The following is a 16,939-nucleotide window of genomic DNA, read 5'->3' as shown; positions in this document are numbered from 1 at the left end:
AAATCAGGATAATTGAGACAATATGTTACGCCCAATCGACCTATCCCAAACGTTTTCTAATCGTCGCGACGGCTTGTTCCATGGTTGGCGTTTCCCCGGCGGCTACCAGGCAGCAGGCAAGCTGCAAACGAATCGCATACGGTATGGCGATTTCTCCGGCCAGACATTGCGCCGTCCAGCGCGCCGTGGTTGCCGCATCCTTCGCAATCGGCAGGCTGTCAGGCGCGACCACAATATCCTGCCGCACATGCAGCACCTGCGTTTTTTGCTGATGAATAAAGTGAATTTCCGGGCAGCGCTGCGGGTTGGCATACACTTCCCCCTCCGTACCCTGCATCAATAGGGCACGGCCATGAATATCGTTAAAAAAGGTTCCGACGCGGGTAATATATTCAGGGTGCGACACGCTGACGATCCTTAATGCCTTATCCTCTGCAAAAGGCGTAGCCACTTTCGCCAGAGTATGGCTGCTGTTACGCACCCCCATACGCCAGCGTAGCTGCAACTGCCGATCAATCTCAGGACACAACACCGAAACGGGGATAAACACCGGATAGCCTTCATCAATCTGCCGCTGCGCCTGTTCCGCACTCTCCACCTCCGCAATACCGAGGTTGCGCAGTATCTCGGCGCTGGTAACGCGCGTTGGATCTTCACTGACGCCATGAATGACTACGGGAAAGCCCAGCCGGGTCAGCAACAAAGCCAAAAGCGGCGTCAGATTAGCCTGCTTTCTCGCTCCGTTATAACTGGGAATGACAACCGGCATGGGGCGATTGACCGGAGGCTGAAGGCGAAGAACGCGCTCGTGCATGGCCTGATAAAAACCGAGCATTTCTGATTCAGATTCGCCTTTGATGCGAAAGGCGATCAGTAGCCCGCCCAATTCAAGCTCGGGTACTTCACCATCCAGCATCCGACGGTAAAGCTCACCGGCGGTGGCCTGATCCAGATCGCGGGCATGATTTTTGCCGCGTCCGACCTCTTTAATAACCTTGGTGTAATCCATGCGGGCCTCTCGTTAACGGCGACACAGTTGATAGCTCGTCTGCGAAAATAGCATGTTTCACTTTGGTCCGGGTAATGTAAACATGGCGGTGATGATTTCATCGGGATGGCGAAGCAGACCCGTATTCCGGATGGTCACGGCCTGCCGCAGCGGGACGGCGGAGAGGAATATAGAGGCGTCGGGCGCAGTCCCCCTTAAGGCATCTCCCTTTCTTCAATCGGGAACACGGGCAGCGCGGCGAGCAACTGGGCGCCATAGCCTTTACTGAGCAAACGGCGATCGTAAATCACAATTTCACCAAAGCACTCATGGCTGCGGATCAAACGTCCCACCTGCTGGATCAGATTAAACGATGCGCTGGGCAAGCTCTGAACCACAAACGGATGACGTTTCAGGCTTTTAAGCCATTCGCCTTCCGTCAGAATGACCGGGCTGTCGATCGGCGGAAAGGCTATTTTGTGGATATGAACCTGAGACAACAACTCGCCTTTCAGATCCAGTCCTTCAGCAAACGACTGTAGGCCAATCAGTACGCTGGTCTGCCCCGCCTCAACGCGCTGTCGATGCAGTTCAACCAGCCGGTAACGAGGTTTGTCGCCCTGAACCAGCAGTATCAGACGCAAATCGGTCACCTGCGTCAAAAAAAGCTGCATGGCGCGCTGACTGGCGAACAGCATCAACATGCCGCGATGCGTATCCTTTTCCAGTTCTGCCCTGAAAAACATGGCCATTTCAGCAATATGCTGCGCTTCGTTCGCCATCAGCGGTTCATACCGCATTTTGGGGATCACCAGCCGCCCTTGTTCCCGGTGATTAAACGGGGAATCCAGCGTAATAAAATGATCCCCTTCCCGCTCGTTCAGACCGGAGAGTTCCTGTATCCGGGCAAAACTGTTCAGCGAACGCAGGGTTGCCGATGTCACCACCACATGCGGCACCTTGCTCCACAGCAGTTTTTCCAGTTGATCGCACACCCGGATACCGGCGCAGTGCAGATGCAAATGCACCTGCTTGTCGCGAATATCACGGGTAAGCCATTTGGAAACCGGCGCATTAGAGGATTTTTCCATCGCGGCCAACCGCCACAGTTTGCTCAGCGATTCCAGATAGCCCAGCGTCCGGCTCATCTTCAGCAGTGAATGATGCAAACGTACCACATCGTGTTTGGCGGTTTTCTCGCCGAGATCGTTGAGCATGAATTCCGTCAGCGCGCGCAGCGTATCGGTCAGCTTGAACAGTCGGACACAGATCTCGCGCATTTCCTCCGGCATTTGCCCCATCGGAAAGCGATATTCGGCCTCACTGCCGTCGCCCGGCAAAAATAACCCGCTGATTTGCGCGAACATCTGTACCTGTTCACGCAGTTCTTCGCAATGGGCGGTCAGTCTTTCGCTGTGTGCCAATCGCGGCGGCGACTTTGGCGCAAACTGCGACATGCACTGCCCGATCAACTGAACCAGCTGTTCCAGTTGCGACGTGATATAGGCCGGCGTCACATCACCCGACATTTCCAGCGTATCGCGGGCCACATCGGGAATATGGTGGCCTTCATCCAGCACCAGCAATAATTCTTTCGGATTGGGCAGCACCGATTCACTTTCCATCGCCGCCATGACCAGCGCATGATTGGTCACCACCACATCCGACTGCTCAATTTCACGCCGGGCGACGAAAAAAGGACACGACCGGAAATAATGGCAATTATGGGCGAGGCAGTTTGCCTTATCGGTACTCAGCTTGCGCCACAGGCCGTCATCAATCGATTCCTGATAATGATCGCGCAACCCGTCCCAGGCGTAGCTTTGCAGCGCTTTCTCAATCCGCGCGCAAAGCCCCTGTTCTTCCCGGCTGGAAGGCGCAAGCTCATCATCCAGAAACAGCGTTAAATCGCCCTGAGCATCGACATCGGTTGCCAGCCTTGCCAGATTGCGCGGACAGACATAGCGTCCCCGGCCAAACGCCGCGGTAAACGTCAACTCAGGGATAAATTTCTGCAATAAAGGCAGGTCTTTGCTGAAAATCTGATCCTGTAACGCCACATTGGCGGTACTGATCACCAGCGTTCTTTCCTCTGCACGCCCTACGGCAATGCCGGGAATCAAATAGGACAGCGTCTTTCCCACCCCGGTAGGCGCTTCAATAACCAGATGGCGCGGATAATCGCCCGCCAGCGTTTTCGCCACTTCGGCAATCATCTGTCGCTGGGGGATACGAGGGATAAAATCCGGGATCTGCTGTTGCAGGGCCTTATACCATTGACCAATCTGCAATTTTATTGCGGGGGACAGCGCCATGCATTCTCTGTATTTATTGAGTCTGACGGGCATTGTCCCACAGACGAGGAAACACGTCAGCCGATATCACACATTGCCGGTACTCCGCCTCGACAATTTCCCTCTCAAAGATTAGGGTATAGGTTGCCGCCATGATTGGGATTAAGGTGCTGCTGAGCTATGTTATGTAAAAATATATCATCTAAAAACAGGTCGTCCGTTTGTCACGTCGAGCAAACCTACTGGTTTTCACCGCTGTTGCCTCATCTGGAAAGCCGTTCAACCTGGCACAGCCGGCAGGCGTATAAAACGCATACCCACCCGCAGTTCTCCATCGGCGCGATTGAACAAGGAGGAACGCGCAGCCATTACCGGGGGCAGCAGCACCTGCTACAGGCTGGCGATCTGATCCTCATCGACCCCCATCAGCCACACAGCTGTAATCCCCTGCCGGGGCAAACCCGCAGCTATCATATGCTCTATCTGGATACGACATGGTGCCTGCAACAACTATCCAGACTCTGTGGCCATCCCGTAACATCGCTGCACTCGCGTGGTGTTGTTTTGCATGATCCGGCACTATTTACCCGTTATCAGCAGTTGATCGCCCAACTTCATCAGGGAGAGGTTGCCGCCGCCGAAAAAACGCTACATCACCTCATCACCCCCATCCTGCAACAATATTGTCTCCCGGTGGAACCGGCTTCGCATTCATCCTTTCCCCCGGAATCCACATACCATACGACGACAGGCTACGTGCGCCAGCGTTTGCTGAGTAACCTGCAAACGTCGCCCTCGCTGGAAGCACTGGCCGAAGAGCTGAATCTGCGGCGGGAAACCATTGTGCGCCAGTTCCGTCGCGAGACAGGCGTTACGCCGATGGCCTTTCTGAATAACGCCCGCGTGGAATATGCCAAGACGTTGCTGCGTCAGGGCACGCCGCTGGCCGATGCCGGGTATCAAAGCGGCTTTTGCGATCAGAGCCATTTCCACAAGACATTCGTTCACTATACGGCAGCAACGCCCGGGCAATACCGGCATTCACGATCAATATTTGACAATAAATAGCCCTGCCGATTGCCTAGACTGACCCCGATTATTTTTCGAGGTCACAGGTATGATGCTTATCAGTACATTATTTCCCGCTAATTTTCCGGCACTGGCATTGGCTCACTTTGTGGCGCTGCTGAGCCCGGGACCCGATTTTTTCTTATTGACCGCCTACGCTATCCGCTATCACTTGCGCGGCAGCGCCGGTATCTGTCTGGGTATTGCATTGGGGAACGGTATTTATATTTTGCTCGCGACGCTCGGCTGGGCGGGCATTCAGCACTCGCCACGGCTATTTAGTCTGATTGAACTGAGCGGCGCCTGCTATCTGCTGTGGATTGGCTATCAACTGCTGAAAAGCCGTTCATCACCTCAACTCCAGCCGGTTCAACAGACAGAAAAGCCCCTGACGTTGGGTCGGCAAATGCTGCTGGGTCTGGGTTCGGCGTTACTCAATCCTAAAAACATGCTGTTTTACATCAGCCTGATGACCACAATTCTGGGGCAGAATGTCACTGCCACGCAGCAGATCGTTAGCGGCGGCTGGATGTTTTTCGTCGTACTCGGCTGGGATTTGTTGATTGCGGCGCTGATTACACGCCCATTGGTACAACAACGGCTTCAACGTTATCTGAACATCATTGAACGCGGCGCAGGGATTGTTTTAATCTTCTTTGGCCTGATTCTGCTGTTTCATCGTTAAGTGACGTTCACGCCTTGTTTCACCCGCTGAAGGCTTTATAATCCGTGGCAGTTAACAAAAGGATAACCTGATGAGTTTAGGCAAACTGGGTATTATCGGGCTGTTCGCGCTGTGTGCCATCGGCGGGATCGGCGGCGTCATGCTGGTGGGGTACATCATTATCGTCGGCGGTTGACCGTTGCCCCGCAGCATCAACGGCCGTGTCAGCATTTATTCGCCGCGGGCATGGTCAATCTGAAATTGTTTCCAATAGGCGGGAATGCGTGAGAATGTCAGTCGGAACCAGGCCGTGAAGCGTTCCGGTGACCTATCCATACTTTGTTTGATCTGTTCCAGCGATAGATATTCATAGCCCGCCGCCTCTTCAGGATTAACCTGGGGAATGTCATCGGTTATACCAAAATAGACATGCCCCAACTCATGTTCGGTGAGTCCATTATCCAGCGGTAATCGGTAAGTCAGCGTAAACATGGGGGTAAGCGGGCAGCGCAATCCCATTTCCTGATACAGCCGGCGATGCGCAGCCTGCACTGTCTCTTCTCCCGGCGCGGGATGGCTGCAACAGGTATTACTCCATAATCCACCGCTGTGATATTTGTCTTCCGCCCGTTGCTGAAGCAGCAATTGCTGACGGGAGTTGAACACATAAACGGTTACGGCACGGTGTAATAATCCTTTCTCGTGCGCTTGCTGCTTTTCCATCACGCCAGTTGGCTGGTCGGTTTCATCAACCAGAATGACTTCCGTCAACGGCATACTGCTCTCTCTTCACTACATAGTCGTACATGATATAACACGCCGCCGGTTAATACCGGCGGCGCGGCTGGACCGGCATCATTATAACAACGATTGGCGGCAACAAACGTTTACGCTGGCAACGCATTGATTATAGCAGCGTGAAACGCTGGCTATTCAGGCGCTGCGAGTCCAGGCCGATCAATACATCGAATGCGCCAGGCTCAACCACCTGCTGCATGTTGGCATTATAGAATTGCAGCGCCTCCTGTCCGATCGGGAAACTGACCGTGCGCGATTCGCCCGGTTGCAGCATGACTTTCTGAAAACCGCGCAGCTCTTTCACCGGACGACTGATCGATGCCACCACATCATGCAGATACATCTGCACCACGGTTTCCCCGGCCCGATCGCCGGTATTTTTTACCGTAACGCTGGCCGTCAACGCGCCATCACGTTTCATGGTCTGACTCGACAACCGCACATCCGAAACGCTGAACGTGGTGTAGCTCAAACCATATCCAAAGGGATAGAGCGGCCCATTGGCTTCATCGTAATAGTGGGACGTGTATTTACCAGGGTTTGCCGGCGAATAAGGACGACCTGATGGCAAGTGGTTGTAATAAATCGGAATCTGTCCAACAGAACGCGGGAAGGACATCGGCAGTTTACCGGAGGGGTTGTAGTCGCCGAACAGAACATCAGCGATCGCATTTCCCCCCTCCGTACCGCTGAACCAGGTTTCCAGCAGCGCATCCGCCTGTTGGTCTTCACGCACCAACGCCAGTGGACGGCCATTCATCAGTACCAGAACCAACGGCTTGCCCGTGGCTTTCAATGCCGCAATCAGGTCACGCTGGCTTTGTGGCAGATCGATATTGGAACGGCTTGAGGCTTCGTGCGCCATACCTGCCGCTTCCCCCACCACCGCAACCACGACATCGGCTTGCTTCGCCGCCTGAACCGCCTCATCAATCATCGCCTGTGGAGGACGCTTATCGACCTGCACCGCCTCTTCATATTGATTCAGGAAATCGATAATCCCCTGATGGTTGCTGACGTTAGCGCCTTTGGCATACAGAATGGTGGCGTTATTGCCGACGGTATTCCTGATCCCCTGATAGACGGTGATGGTTTGTTTAGTCACGCCGGCGGCGGACCAGCTCCCCATGGTATCGCGCTTGCTGTCAGCCAGCGGCCCCACAACGGCAATGGTGCCCTGTTTCTTCAGCGGCAGCGTTTGCAGCCGGTTTTTCAACAAAACCAGACTGTTACGCGCAACCTCACGGGCTTCCAGACGGTGTAAGCGGCTTTCCGCATTGGTATCCGCCGGATCGGCGCCCGCAGGCCCCAAATGACGGTATGGATCGGCAAACAGCCCCATATCGTACTTCACATTCAGTACCTGACGGCAGGCATCATCGATCTCCCGCTCGGTGACGGCCCCGCTTTTCACCAGTTCCGGCAGATAGCGTATGAAATATTCATCGCTCATGCTCATACCGACTCCGGATTTCAGCGCCAGACGCGAAGCATCACGCGGGTCACCCGCCACGCCGTGTTTAATCAACTCTTTGATCGCGCCGTGATCGGTAATGGTGATCCCTTTGAAATGCCACCGATCGCGCAAAATATCTTTCAGCAACCAGCTGTTTGACGTTGCCGGCGTACCGTTGATAGAGTTCAGCGCCACCATCACCCCGCTGCTGCCGGCATCAATGGCGGCTTTATAAGGGGGCATATAATCCTGAAACATGCGCTGCGGACTCATGTCCACCGTGTTGTAATCGCGTCCGCCTTCCACCGCGCCATACAGCGCATAGTGTTTTACGCTGGTCATCAGCGAATGACGGGCAGTAACGTCATCCCCCTGAAACGCTTTGACCACCACGCCCGCGATTTTGCTGGTGAGCCAGGTATCTTCGCCGAAACCTTCAGACACCCGGCCCCAGCGGGGATCGCGGGTAATATCGACCATAGGCGCCCAGGTCATATTCAGACCGTCTTCCGTGGCTTCATAAGCCGCCACGCGCGCGCTTTTGGCAATCGCGTCCATATCCCAACTGGAAGCCAGTCCCAGTGCGATCGGGAAAATGGTGCGCTGACCATGCACCACATCATAAGCGAAAAACAGTGGAATTTTCAGGCGACTGAGTTGCATCACCTGATCCTGCATCATGCGAATATCAGGACGCGTTACCGTATTAAAAATCGCCCCGACCTGACCGTTCCTGATCATCTCGCGAATTGCTTTTTTGGGATTATCAGCCCCGACGCTGATTAACCTGAGCTGACCGATTTTTTCGTTCAGCGTCATTTTTTTCATTAAATCAGAAACAAAAGCATCACGCTGTTGATGTGACAGTGTCACCGATACCGGCACAAATGGCGTGTTCTGTGCAAAAACCGGGTTACAGACAAGCCCAATGGCGATAGTCAGTGAAATAAGCCAATTCATTCTTTATACAAACCCAAACGTTCCAGGCACCAGGAAGCGTCACTGAAGCACAAGACAGGTTGAAGATAAGTCAGCAACTGCGCCATAAAATCTGGCAAAGTGAAAGCCCCGAACCCGACATTCACCGACAACGCCAACGCACTTAAATACACCGCGCGTAATCATAGTGTATTTATTTACGTTTCATTTAATAAAAACTGTAAGAATAATGCGATACGTTGCGCAGAATAAAAATTCTTCTTCGCCGTGCCCGACAAATTTCGAATAACGAAAAAACAGCAGGCGCAATGACCCACAGGATGATGTGACTTCTTTATATTTCGTATTCCTGACGAATCTGTTCCGCCCATCGTTGCGCCGCCTCAGCCAGGGTAAAAGGCGGCGACTGAAGAAACTTGCCGTCCACCAGCACAAACGCCACGTATTTCCTCCGTACTATCCAGACATCATTAAATCCTTCAACGCGTTCGGGATGTAACGGCGGCGCGGGCTCGACGCGCGATTGGTAAGTCAGCACAGGGCGATTTTGTTGACGCAATGGTTTCATAGGCAATGCAAAACGAACAAGTGAACAACCTCATCATGATAACGGATCAACAGGGTATACGTCGTGCTTTGCGACACGCCTGCCGTTCACGCCTCATCGTGGGAGATAAATAGCCATCCGCCAGCAGGGACCGCGTATTGTTCTATAGTTAGAAGGGTCTTTAACATAATCATCTTGTTCAATACAAAAACAGGAGCAGAGTTCAATGTCGAAAAAAGATAAACCCACATTAAAACACGTAGCGCCGGTTCATGATGCTAACCAAGCAAAGCCCGGGTTAGGCTCTTTAGCCCCCAAAGACGGCTCTCATCATCCATCGGCCAAACCCACGCCCCCCGGCGCGGAACCAACCGCATCCGGCAGTGCGAAAAGTCCGAAAACCACTAACGAAAAGCTGAAGTCGCTCGATCCGCTGCGCAAAAACGGTGACCTGTCACCGCTGACGACCAATCAGGGCGTACGCATCGCGGACGATCAGAACTCATTACGTGCGGGTTCGCGCGGGCCTACGCTACTGGAAGATTTTATCCTCAGAGAGAAAATCACCCACTTTGACCATGAACGTATTCCCGAGCGTATCGTACACGCCCGCGGCTCGGCGGCGCATGGTTTTTTCCAACCGTACAAAAGCCTTGCGGATATTACCAAAGCCTCGTTCCTTGCCGATCCCGATAAAATCACGCCGGTATTTGTCCGGTTTTCTACCGTACAGGGCGGTGCGGGCTCGGCGGATACCGTACGTGATATTCGCGGCTGGGCAACCAAGTTCTATACCGATGAAGGAATATTTGACCTGGTCGGCAACAACACCCCCATATTCTTTCTTCAGGACGCCCACAAATTCCCCGATTTCGTCCATGCGGTAAAACCCGAGCCGCACTGGGCCATCCCGCAGGGGCAAAGCGCTCATGACTCGTTTTGGGACTACGTTTCACTGCAACCGGAAACGTTGCATAACGTAATATGGGCGATGTCCGACCGTGGCATTCCCCGCAGCTACCGGACGATGGAAGGCTTTGGTATTCATACCTTTCGACTGATCAACGCCAAAGGAAAAGCCACTTTCGTACGCTTCCACTGGAAACCGGTAGCCGGCAAAGCCTCACTGGTCTGGGATGAAGCGCAGAAGCTGACCGGGCGCGATCCGGATTTCCACCGCCGCGACCTGTGGGAAGCGATTGAGGCCGGCGACTACCCGGAATACGAGTTGGGATTCCAGCTTATCCCTGAAGAAGACGAGTTTAAATACGATTTCGATCTGCTCGACCCGACGAAACTCATTCCTGAAGAACTGGTGCCGGTACAACTGGTAGGCAAAATGACGCTCAATCGTAATCCGGATAACTTCTTTGCCGAAAACGAGCAGGTGGCATTCCATCCGGGGCATATCGTACCGGGGCTGGATTTTACCAACGACCCGCTGTTGCAGGGGCGTTTGTTCTCCTATACCGATACGCAAATCAGCCGTCTCGGCGGGCCGAATTTCCACGAAATTCCGATCAACCGGCCGGTTTGCCCGTACCATAACTTTCAGCGCGACGGCATGCACCGCATGGATATCGACAATAACCCGGCAAACTACGAACCCAACTCCATTAACGACAACTGGCCGCGGGAAACCAAGCCGGCGCCGCAGCGCGGTGGTTTCGAAAGTTACCAGCAACGCATGGAAGGCCATAAGATCCGCGAGCGCAGCCCATCGTTTGGCGAGTATTATGCGCACCCCAGACTGTTCTGGCTAAGCCAGACGCCGGTTGAGCAACAACATATCGTCGAGGCTTTCAGCTTTGAATTAGGTAAAGTGGTACGGTCGTATATCCGCGAACGCGTTGTCGATCATCTTGCCCATATTGACGGCTCACTGGCCCGGCAGGTGGCTGACAATCTTGGCATTGCATTGACCGATGAGCAAAAGCGCGTAGCCCCGCCCAAAAACGTCAACGGTCTGAAAAAGGCGCCAAGTCTGAGCCTGTACGATACGCCAAATGCTTCAGTAAAAGGCCGTACCGTGGCGATCCTGCTGAATGGAAACACCAGCTCCGCAGACGCGCTGGCCATCGTTAAAGGGCTTCAGGCGCAGGGCGTTCATTGCAAGCTGCTCTATTCACGGGCGGGCCAGGTGACCACCGATGACGGTTCGGTATTACGCATCGCCGATACCTTTGCAGGTTCACCTTCGGTGAGCGTGGACGCGGTAATGGTTCCGGGCGGGGAAATAGATACCATTATCAACAGCGGGGATGCCGTCTACTACCTGCTTGAAGCCTACAAGCATCTGAAAGTCATCGGTCTGGCAGGCGATGCGCGCCAATTTAAAGCCAAACTGGGTTTGGACAAAAAAAGTGAAGCAGGCATTATTGAAGCCGATACCGCCGCAGGAGATTTTATGAAGGATTTCCTCAAGGCGTTGAGCGAGCACCGCGTCTGGTCACGCAGTAAAAGAATCGCCGGCATTCCCGCATAAACAGGCGATAATCCGGCGTATTCAGACCATTGACAACATGTTCATTCACGATATAGAACCCAACGCCGTCATTCCTGCGCAGGAAGAAACCTTCAGATATCAACACGTTATCTGAAGAAAAATCCCCACCTTCGCGAGAATGGCGGCAGGGTTCGGAGGTTTGTCATCAACCTCGCGTATTTTCCCCATTCAAACAACGCCAGCCTTAACGCGCCGCGCCCAACGCCTTATCCAGCGCGCCAACCAGCCAGTCGATATCCTGTTCCTGGAAGGCCAACGGCGGACGCAGTTTCAGCACATTGCCGTGCGGCCCCGCCACCGAGGTCAGAACGTGGTCGGCACGCAGTTGTTCAATGACATCCAACGCCAGCTGTTTGTCCGGCGTTTTTGCCTCACGATCGCTGACCAGTTCAAACCCGATGAACAACCCGGCCCCGCGGACATCACCGACACAATCGTGACGATCGGCCAGATGTGCCAGCTCAAGACGCAGTTTTTCACCGACGACGCGGCTATGTTCCTGTAGATTTTCCTCGCGGATCACACTCAGAACCGCCTGTGCGGCGGCAATGGATACGGGGTTGCCGCCAAACGTATTGAAGTAGGGAATCTCATCACTGAAGGCCGCCAGCACATCGGCTTTTGCCAGCAGTGCGGACACCGGAATGCCGTTGCCCATGGGTTTCCCCAGAGTCACCACATCCGGGACGATATCGTGGCGGGCAAAGCCCCAGAAACTGTCGCCCGTGCGCGCAAATCCGGGCTGCACTTCATCCGCGATGAAAATACCGCCGTTGGCATGTACCACGTCAATCGCCGGTTTCAGGTAGCCCGCCGGCCCCGGCAGCACCCCATCGGACGAGAAGATGGAATCCGCCAGAAAACCGGCAAACTTAATGCCGTGCGCCGCCATATCATCAATCTGTTTCTGTATCTCATTGGCAAACCAGACGCCCAGATCGGCAGCATTGACGCGATAGCGATCCGGCGCAGGAACCAGACGCGTGGTAGCGGCCAGCGGTTGGCCGCTTCCCAACGCCGGCGAAGCGCCGGACGTCAGCTCACTGGTGCCATGGTAAGCCTCCCGACTGACAATGATACCGGCGCCGCCGCTGTAGGCCCGGGCCACCCGGATCGCCAAATCGTTGGCTTCCGACCCCGTGCACATGTACATGGCTTTATTGATTTCATCAGGCACGGTGGTAAGCAAGTCTGCGGAATAATCCAGAATACGCTCGTGCAAATAGCGGGTGTGGGTATTCAGCAGGCTCATCTGCTGATGGACGGCTTCAATCACCGCAGGATGGCAGTGACCGATGCTGGCGACGTTGTTGTACACATCCAGATATTTATTCCCGGCGGCATCCCACAGATATTGCCCTTTCCCCCGCACCAAATGCACGGGGTTGCGATAAAACAAACGATAGGATTCGCCAAGTATCTGGCTGCGCTTATCGGTCAGCTTACGAACGTCCTTATCCAGCGCATCGGCATGTTCCGCACGAAAGCTGTTGGTATCCATGATGGTTGAGCGTGTCGCCATGATGACTCCAGTTTAAATAGTAAATAACCGGGCTTTCCCCTGCGATCAAATCGGTTAGGCCAGACGATAAAACAGCAAACCAATTGATATGGGCTACCACCATACAACAAAAGCAATAAAATACACAAACACAAAAAATCGCACTTTTTTAATGCACATAAAACACCAAAAAAGTGCAATAAATCGGCAATGAATTATTAAAAAACTCCATTACCACTCATCCCTCGCTAATCACATCTCAACCAAAAACTATCAATATATTGTTTTATATGAATTTAAAATAAATCAAAGTCAAATAAAAATGAAATGGCATGATTAGTGCTAGAAATCCCACAATAAGCAAAAAAATGCACAAATAAGCGCGGTGCGCAAAAAACACCAAAAAACTCACGCACTGAATGGTGCCGTCACCGTGTTAACACTTTCAGCAACCGTAAGGGGAACGTTCATGAAAAAATTCTCACTCCGCCGCACCAGCCTGATGGCCGCATTCTCGTTTGCCACGCTGGCGGGCGCCGCGCACGCCGGCACCATCACGGTGTATACCTCACTGGAAGAAGACGAAATCAAGGACTATGTGGCGCAGGCCAAAAAAGACATGCCGGATCTGACGATTAATGTACTGCGCTTGTCCACCGGCGATCTGGGGCCGCGTATTCTGGCTGAATCCCGGAATCCACAGCATGATGCGATCTGGGGATGGGCGCTGACCAACGTGATGGACCCGCGCATTTCCGCCCTGCTGGAACCCTATGCAGCCAAAGGCAGCGAGAAACTGGGCGACACTTACCGTGCGCCGGACAATAAATGGTTCGCCGCCACCGGTTATATGGCCGCCTTCTGCGTCAATACCGAAGCGCTTAAAGCCAAAAACCTGCCGGTTCCGGCCTCCTGGCAGGATCTGACCAATCCGGTTTATAAAGGCGAGATCGTCATGCCCAACCCGGTCTCTTCCGGTACTGGCTATCTGCAAATCGCCGCCTTATTGCAGTCCAGAGGCGATGATAAAGGCTGGGAGTTTCTAAAAACGCTGGATGGCAATATCGCCCAATACACCAAATCGGGCTCACGCCCCTGTAAAGCCGCACGCACCGGCGAGTATGCCATCGGCGTTTCGCTGGCTTTCGCCGCCATGCAGTCCATTGAAGAAGGCTATCCGGTCAAAATGGTTATCCCGAATGATGGCGCAGGCTATGAGCTGGAAGCATCGGGTTTGATGGCGGCGGCAAAAAACAAAGACGATGCCAAACGTTTCCTCGACTGGACGATGTCCAACAGCGCCGCGGCGCTTTACACCAAATATAAAGAGATCGTCACCATTCCGGGGGTTGAACAGTCGAAAGCGGCTCAACTCGCGGGGCTTCCAGCCGATCTGTCCTCCGTGCTGTATCCCGTCGATTTCGTCAAGAGCGCCGAAGAACGTGACGGAATTCTGGCAACCTGGCAGAAAACCATTGGCCGTTAATCGTCAAACAGGGTGATAAGAGGTAACTATCATGGCGCTGGTTATTCAGAATCTTTATAAAAGTTTTGACGGCTATGTTGCACTCGATCGGATTAATTTATCGATCGGGAATGCCGAGTTCGTCTGTCTGCTGGGCCCGAGCGGCTGTGGGAAAACCACGCTGCTGCGCATTATTGCCGGGCTGCTCAGCAGCGATGGCGGAAAAATCAGCCTTGATGGCCGCGATCTGGTGAACGTTCCCGCCCGTGACAGGGGGTTTGGCATTGTTTTCCAGTCCTATTCACTGTTTCCGCATATGACCATCGCACAAAACATCGGTTATGGGCTGAAAATCCGTCGTACGCCCGATGCCGAAGTTCAGGATCGCGTGAACAGCCTGCTGGATACGGTCCGACTGAGCGGCTTTGGCGATCGGTATCCCACTCAATTGTCCGGCGGTCAACAGCAGCGCGTGGCGATTGCCCGCGCGCTGGCCGTTAATCCTTCCCTGCTTCTGCTGGATGAGCCGCTCTCGGCGCTGGATGCGCGGGTACGAGCCGGCTTGCGGCAGGAGCTGCGCGAGGTGCAGCAGCGGCTGGGGATCCCAACGCTGATGGTGACGCACGATCAGGAAGAGGCCATGAGCATGGCGGACAAAATCGTCTGTATGCATGGCGGGCGTATTGTGCAGGAAGGCACGCCGCGAGAGCTGTATACCAGCCCGCGAACCCGCTTTGTGGCGGAGTTCATGGGACATAGCAATCTGCTGTCCCAGTCCACGGTACGGCAATGGATGCCGGAGCTGCTTCACACCGCGCGGCATGACGGCCTGCCGGATAACGCCGAGCTGTTTATCCGCCCGGAACGCATCACGCTCCATAAAGCGCCCGACGCAGAAGGCCGGGTGATCAACACCAGCTTTCTGGGCAGCATTCAACGGGTACAGGTGCTGTGGAAAACGCAGCCGCTGTTAGTTGAAACCAGCAGCGCCGTCAACTGGCTACCCGGTGACAGCGTTAATCTTTCCATTGCCGCGCAAGATTGTGCCTGGGTGCAAGCATGAGTCTATCCCTTCTCCCTCCTCAAACCGCCGGCGACCGCTGGTTATCACGCCTCTGCCTGTGGCTGCCGCTCGCCGCCCTGCTGGCTTTTTTCGGTATTCCGATGCTAAGCATCGTATGGCACAGCCTGATTGACGATCGAAGTGGCGCCTTCGGTCTGTCGAACTATCTGGCGCTGATGGATTCTCCCGGCATCTGGCGGGCAACGCTGAACAGCCTGTTACTGGGCGTGGTGACAACGCTGGTGACACTGGTTCTGGGTTTTATTGTCGCCTACGGGTTGGAATGCACGGTCATGCCCGCCAAACGTTTCATCGCTTTCGCCACATCGCTGCCGGTGCTGGCGCCGTCGTTGGTACTCGGGCTGGGATTGATCTTCCTGCTGGGGCGCAACGGGATCGTCGGCAACATGCTGGGCGTCCGGCTGGATATTTATGGCTTTTGGGGCCTGCTGATTGCCAACGTACTGTACGCCCTGCCGCAGGCGATCCTGATCGTTCGCGTGACGCTGCGCCACAGCGATGCCCGCCAATACGAAGCGGCTAATGTGCTGGGCGCCACCGACTGGCGACAGTTTATTGATATCACGCTGCCCGGCGTCCGCTACGGCATTCTGAGCGCGGCGTTTGTTGTATTCACCATCACCATCACCGACTTCGGCAACGCGATAGTGATCGGCGGTAACTTTTCGGTATTGGCGACTGAAATTTATAGCCAGGTCAGCGGGCAGATGAAGTTTGGTATGGGCGCCGTGGTCGGTATTTTACTGCTGCTGCCTGCCGCCGCCGCTATCTGGATCGAACGAGCCGCCGCCCGCCGCCAGAAAATGATCGGCACGCACGCCGTCATTCCACATGTGCCTCAGCCGCTACGCACCCGCGATATCTCTTTCTATCTGGCGACCATGACCATTGCGCTGGCGATCGTCATCGTGATTGTCACCGTCGTGATTGCCAGCATGATCCGGCTGTGGCCGTACCGTCTGGATCTGACGCTCAGGCATTACGATATCGACCTCGCCGGAGGCTATGCGCCGCTGTGGACATCGATTTGGATCTCGGCACTGGCCGCAATAATTGGCACCGTTCTGCTGTTCCTGCTGACGTTCGGCATCCGTCGTCAGCCCGGCAGGAGCGCTAACTTCGCCGCGCTGCTCAGCGCGCTGCCAGTCGGCGTTCCTGGCCTGGTATTAGGTTTGTCCTACGTTTTTACCTTCAACAGCGCCGATCTGCCCTGGGGAATGCTGTACGGCTCCGCCATTCTGGTGGCGTTGTGTAATTACTACCACTACCACACTCAGGGCTATACCACGATGATGATGGGAATGCGCAACGTACCGAATGCCATGGAAGATGCAACAACCGTGTTAGGCGGCGGCGTGGCGCGCATTCTGCGCGATGTCTACCTGCCCGCCATGCGCGTCACGTTAATCTCTGTCGCCATGTTCCTGTTTATGCGCTCAATGGTGACGCTATCCGCCGTGATTTTCCTGGTAACGCCGTCGCTGCCACTGGGCGCCGTTACCGTTATGCGGCTGGATGAAGCGGGTTTCACGTCGCAGGCAGCGGCCTTTTCTACATGCATCATGGGGATTGTGGCTATAATGGCGTTGCTTCTTCATACCCTGACGGGGAAGCAGAATAAATAGCCGC

Annotated in this window: 13 protein-coding genes; 7 read left to right on the top strand and 6 right to left on the bottom strand. The window is 54.4% G+C overall.

Annotation, left to right across the window (positions count from 1 at the left end):
* Positions 1-40: 40 nt before the first annotated feature.
* Both ybiB and dinG read right to left on the bottom strand, forming a co-directional pair.
* Positions 41-1,009, bottom strand: a complete 969-nt coding sequence (gene ybiB, locus DDT52_RS18805) for a DNA-binding protein YbiB (RefSeq protein WP_136157716.1) — start codon at positions 1,007-1,009, stop codon at positions 41-43.
* Positions 1,010-1,203: 194 nt separating this feature from the next.
* Positions 1,204-3,303, bottom strand: coding sequence for an ATP-dependent DNA helicase DinG (gene dinG / locus DDT52_RS18800; protein WP_136157715.1), 2,100 nt, complete (start codon positions 3,301-3,303; stop codon positions 1,204-1,206).
* 159 nt (positions 3,304-3,462) lie between these two features.
* On the opposite strand from dinG, the gene DDT52_RS18795 reads away from it, so the two are divergent.
* The 3 genes from DDT52_RS18795 to DDT52_RS21300 all read left to right on the top strand — a co-directional run bounded on the left by DDT52_RS18795 (position 3,463) and on the right by DDT52_RS21300 (position 5,210).
* Positions 3,463-4,350 (top strand): AraC family transcriptional regulator, encoded by an 888-nt coding sequence (locus DDT52_RS18795; RefSeq protein ID WP_136157714.1) that lies wholly within the window; start codon positions 3,463-3,465, stop codon positions 4,348-4,350.
* Between the two features lie 49 nt (positions 4,351-4,399).
* The gene (locus tag DDT52_RS18790; RefSeq protein WP_210732743.1) at positions 4,400-5,035 is read left to right on the top strand and encodes a LysE family translocator; all 636 of its coding nucleotides are present in this window, start codon (positions 4,400-4,402) and stop codon (positions 5,033-5,035) included.
* A gap of 70 nt (positions 5,036-5,105) precedes the next feature.
* A complete protein-coding gene (locus DDT52_RS21300; protein ID WP_247595595.1) occupies positions 5,106-5,210 on the top strand; it encodes a hypothetical protein in 105 nt (34 codons plus the stop codon).
* A gap of 35 nt (positions 5,211-5,245) precedes the next feature.
* Here the strand turns inward: DDT52_RS21300 and idi are convergent, their stop codons facing one another.
* The 3 genes from idi to cedA all read right to left on the bottom strand — a co-directional run bounded on the left by idi (position 5,246) and on the right by cedA (position 8,775).
* Complete coding sequence (idi, locus tag DDT52_RS18785) at positions 5,246-5,791, bottom strand: isopentenyl-diphosphate Delta-isomerase (protein WP_136157713.1); 546 nt, start codon at positions 5,789-5,791, stop codon at positions 5,246-5,248.
* 130 nt (positions 5,792-5,921) lie between these two features.
* Complete coding sequence (gene bglX / locus DDT52_RS18780) at positions 5,922-8,228, bottom strand: beta-glucosidase BglX (protein WP_136157712.1); 2,307 nt, start codon at positions 8,226-8,228, stop codon at positions 5,922-5,924.
* 313 nt (positions 8,229-8,541) lie between these two features.
* Positions 8,542-8,775 (bottom strand): cell division activator CedA, encoded by a 234-nt coding sequence (cedA, locus tag DDT52_RS18775; protein WP_136157711.1) that lies wholly within the window; start codon positions 8,773-8,775, stop codon positions 8,542-8,544.
* 205 nt (positions 8,776-8,980) lie between these two features.
* Between cedA and katE the strand changes: the two genes are divergently transcribed.
* Positions 8,981-11,239: a catalase HPII gene (gene katE, locus DDT52_RS18770; RefSeq protein ID WP_136157710.1), complete on the top strand. Its 2,259-nt coding sequence runs from the start codon at positions 8,981-8,983 to the stop codon at positions 11,237-11,239.
* Positions 11,240-11,444: 205 nt separating this feature from the next.
* Here katE and DDT52_RS18765 read toward each other — a convergent pair whose 3' ends face one another.
* On the bottom strand, positions 11,445-12,782 hold the full coding sequence (locus tag DDT52_RS18765) for an aspartate aminotransferase family protein (RefSeq protein ID WP_136157709.1): 1,338 nt from the start codon (positions 12,780-12,782) through the stop codon (positions 11,445-11,447).
* A gap of 448 nt (positions 12,783-13,230) precedes the next feature.
* Here DDT52_RS18765 and DDT52_RS18760 point away from each other — a divergent pair, with 448 nt between their 5' ends.
* From DDT52_RS18760 to DDT52_RS18750, 3 genes are read left to right on the top strand one after another with little or no spacing between them, the layout of a single operon-like run.
* On the top strand, positions 13,231-14,247 hold the full coding sequence (locus DDT52_RS18760; RefSeq protein WP_136157708.1) for an ABC transporter substrate-binding protein: 1,017 nt from the start codon (positions 13,231-13,233) through the stop codon (positions 14,245-14,247).
* A gap of 31 nt (positions 14,248-14,278) precedes the next feature.
* The gene (locus tag DDT52_RS18755) at positions 14,279-15,289 is read left to right on the top strand and encodes an ABC transporter ATP-binding protein (protein WP_136157707.1); all 1,011 of its coding nucleotides are present in this window, start codon (positions 14,279-14,281) and stop codon (positions 15,287-15,289) included.
* Positions 15,286-16,935 (top strand): ABC transporter permease subunit, encoded by a 1,650-nt coding sequence (locus tag DDT52_RS18750; RefSeq protein ID WP_136157706.1) that lies wholly within the window; start codon positions 15,286-15,288, stop codon positions 16,933-16,935. Before DDT52_RS18755 ends, DDT52_RS18750 begins: the two co-directional genes overlap by 4 nt.
* The last annotated feature ends 4 nt before the right edge of the window (positions 16,936-16,939 follow it).

This window comes from Brenneria roseae subsp. roseae (genome assembly GCF_003115845.1).
Lineage (GTDB): Bacteria > Pseudomonadota > Gammaproteobacteria > Enterobacterales > Enterobacteriaceae > Brenneria > Brenneria roseae.
This window is presented reverse-complemented; position numbering and strand designations above follow the sequence as displayed.

Bases quoted from the DNA above. Each gene is read 5' to 3' on its own strand.
- ybiB (WP_136157716.1), bottom strand. From the start codon at position 1,009: ATGGATTACACCAAGGTTATTAAAGAGGTCGGACGCGGCAAAAATCAT.
- dinG (WP_136157715.1), bottom strand. From the start codon at position 3,303: ATGGCGCTGTCCCCCGCAATAAAATTGCAGATTGGTCAATGGTATAAG.
- DDT52_RS18795 (WP_136157714.1), top strand. From the start codon at position 3,463: ATGTTATGTAAAAATATATCATCTAAAAACAGGTCGTCCGTTTGTCAC.
- DDT52_RS18790 (WP_210732743.1), top strand. From the start codon at position 4,400: ATGATGCTTATCAGTACATTATTTCCCGCTAATTTTCCGGCACTGGCA.
- DDT52_RS21300 (WP_247595595.1), top strand. From the start codon at position 5,106: ATGAGTTTAGGCAAACTGGGTATTATCGGGCTGTTCGCGCTGTGTGCC.
- idi (WP_136157713.1), bottom strand. From the start codon at position 5,791: ATGCCGTTGACGGAAGTCATTCTGGTTGATGAAACCGACCAGCCAACT.
- bglX (WP_136157712.1), bottom strand. From the start codon at position 8,228: ATGAATTGGCTTATTTCACTGACTATCGCCATTGGGCTTGTCTGTAAC.
- cedA (WP_136157711.1), bottom strand. From the start codon at position 8,775: ATGAAACCATTGCGTCAACAAAATCGCCCTGTGCTGACTTACCAATCG.
- katE (WP_136157710.1), top strand. From the start codon at position 8,981: ATGTCGAAAAAAGATAAACCCACATTAAAACACGTAGCGCCGGTTCAT.
- DDT52_RS18765 (WP_136157709.1), bottom strand. From the start codon at position 12,782: ATGGCGACACGCTCAACCATCATGGATACCAACAGCTTTCGTGCGGAA.
- DDT52_RS18760 (WP_136157708.1), top strand. From the start codon at position 13,231: ATGAAAAAATTCTCACTCCGCCGCACCAGCCTGATGGCCGCATTCTCG.
- DDT52_RS18755 (WP_136157707.1), top strand. From the start codon at position 14,279: ATGGCGCTGGTTATTCAGAATCTTTATAAAAGTTTTGACGGCTATGTT.
- DDT52_RS18750 (WP_136157706.1), top strand. From the start codon at position 15,286: ATGAGTCTATCCCTTCTCCCTCCTCAAACCGCCGGCGACCGCTGGTTA.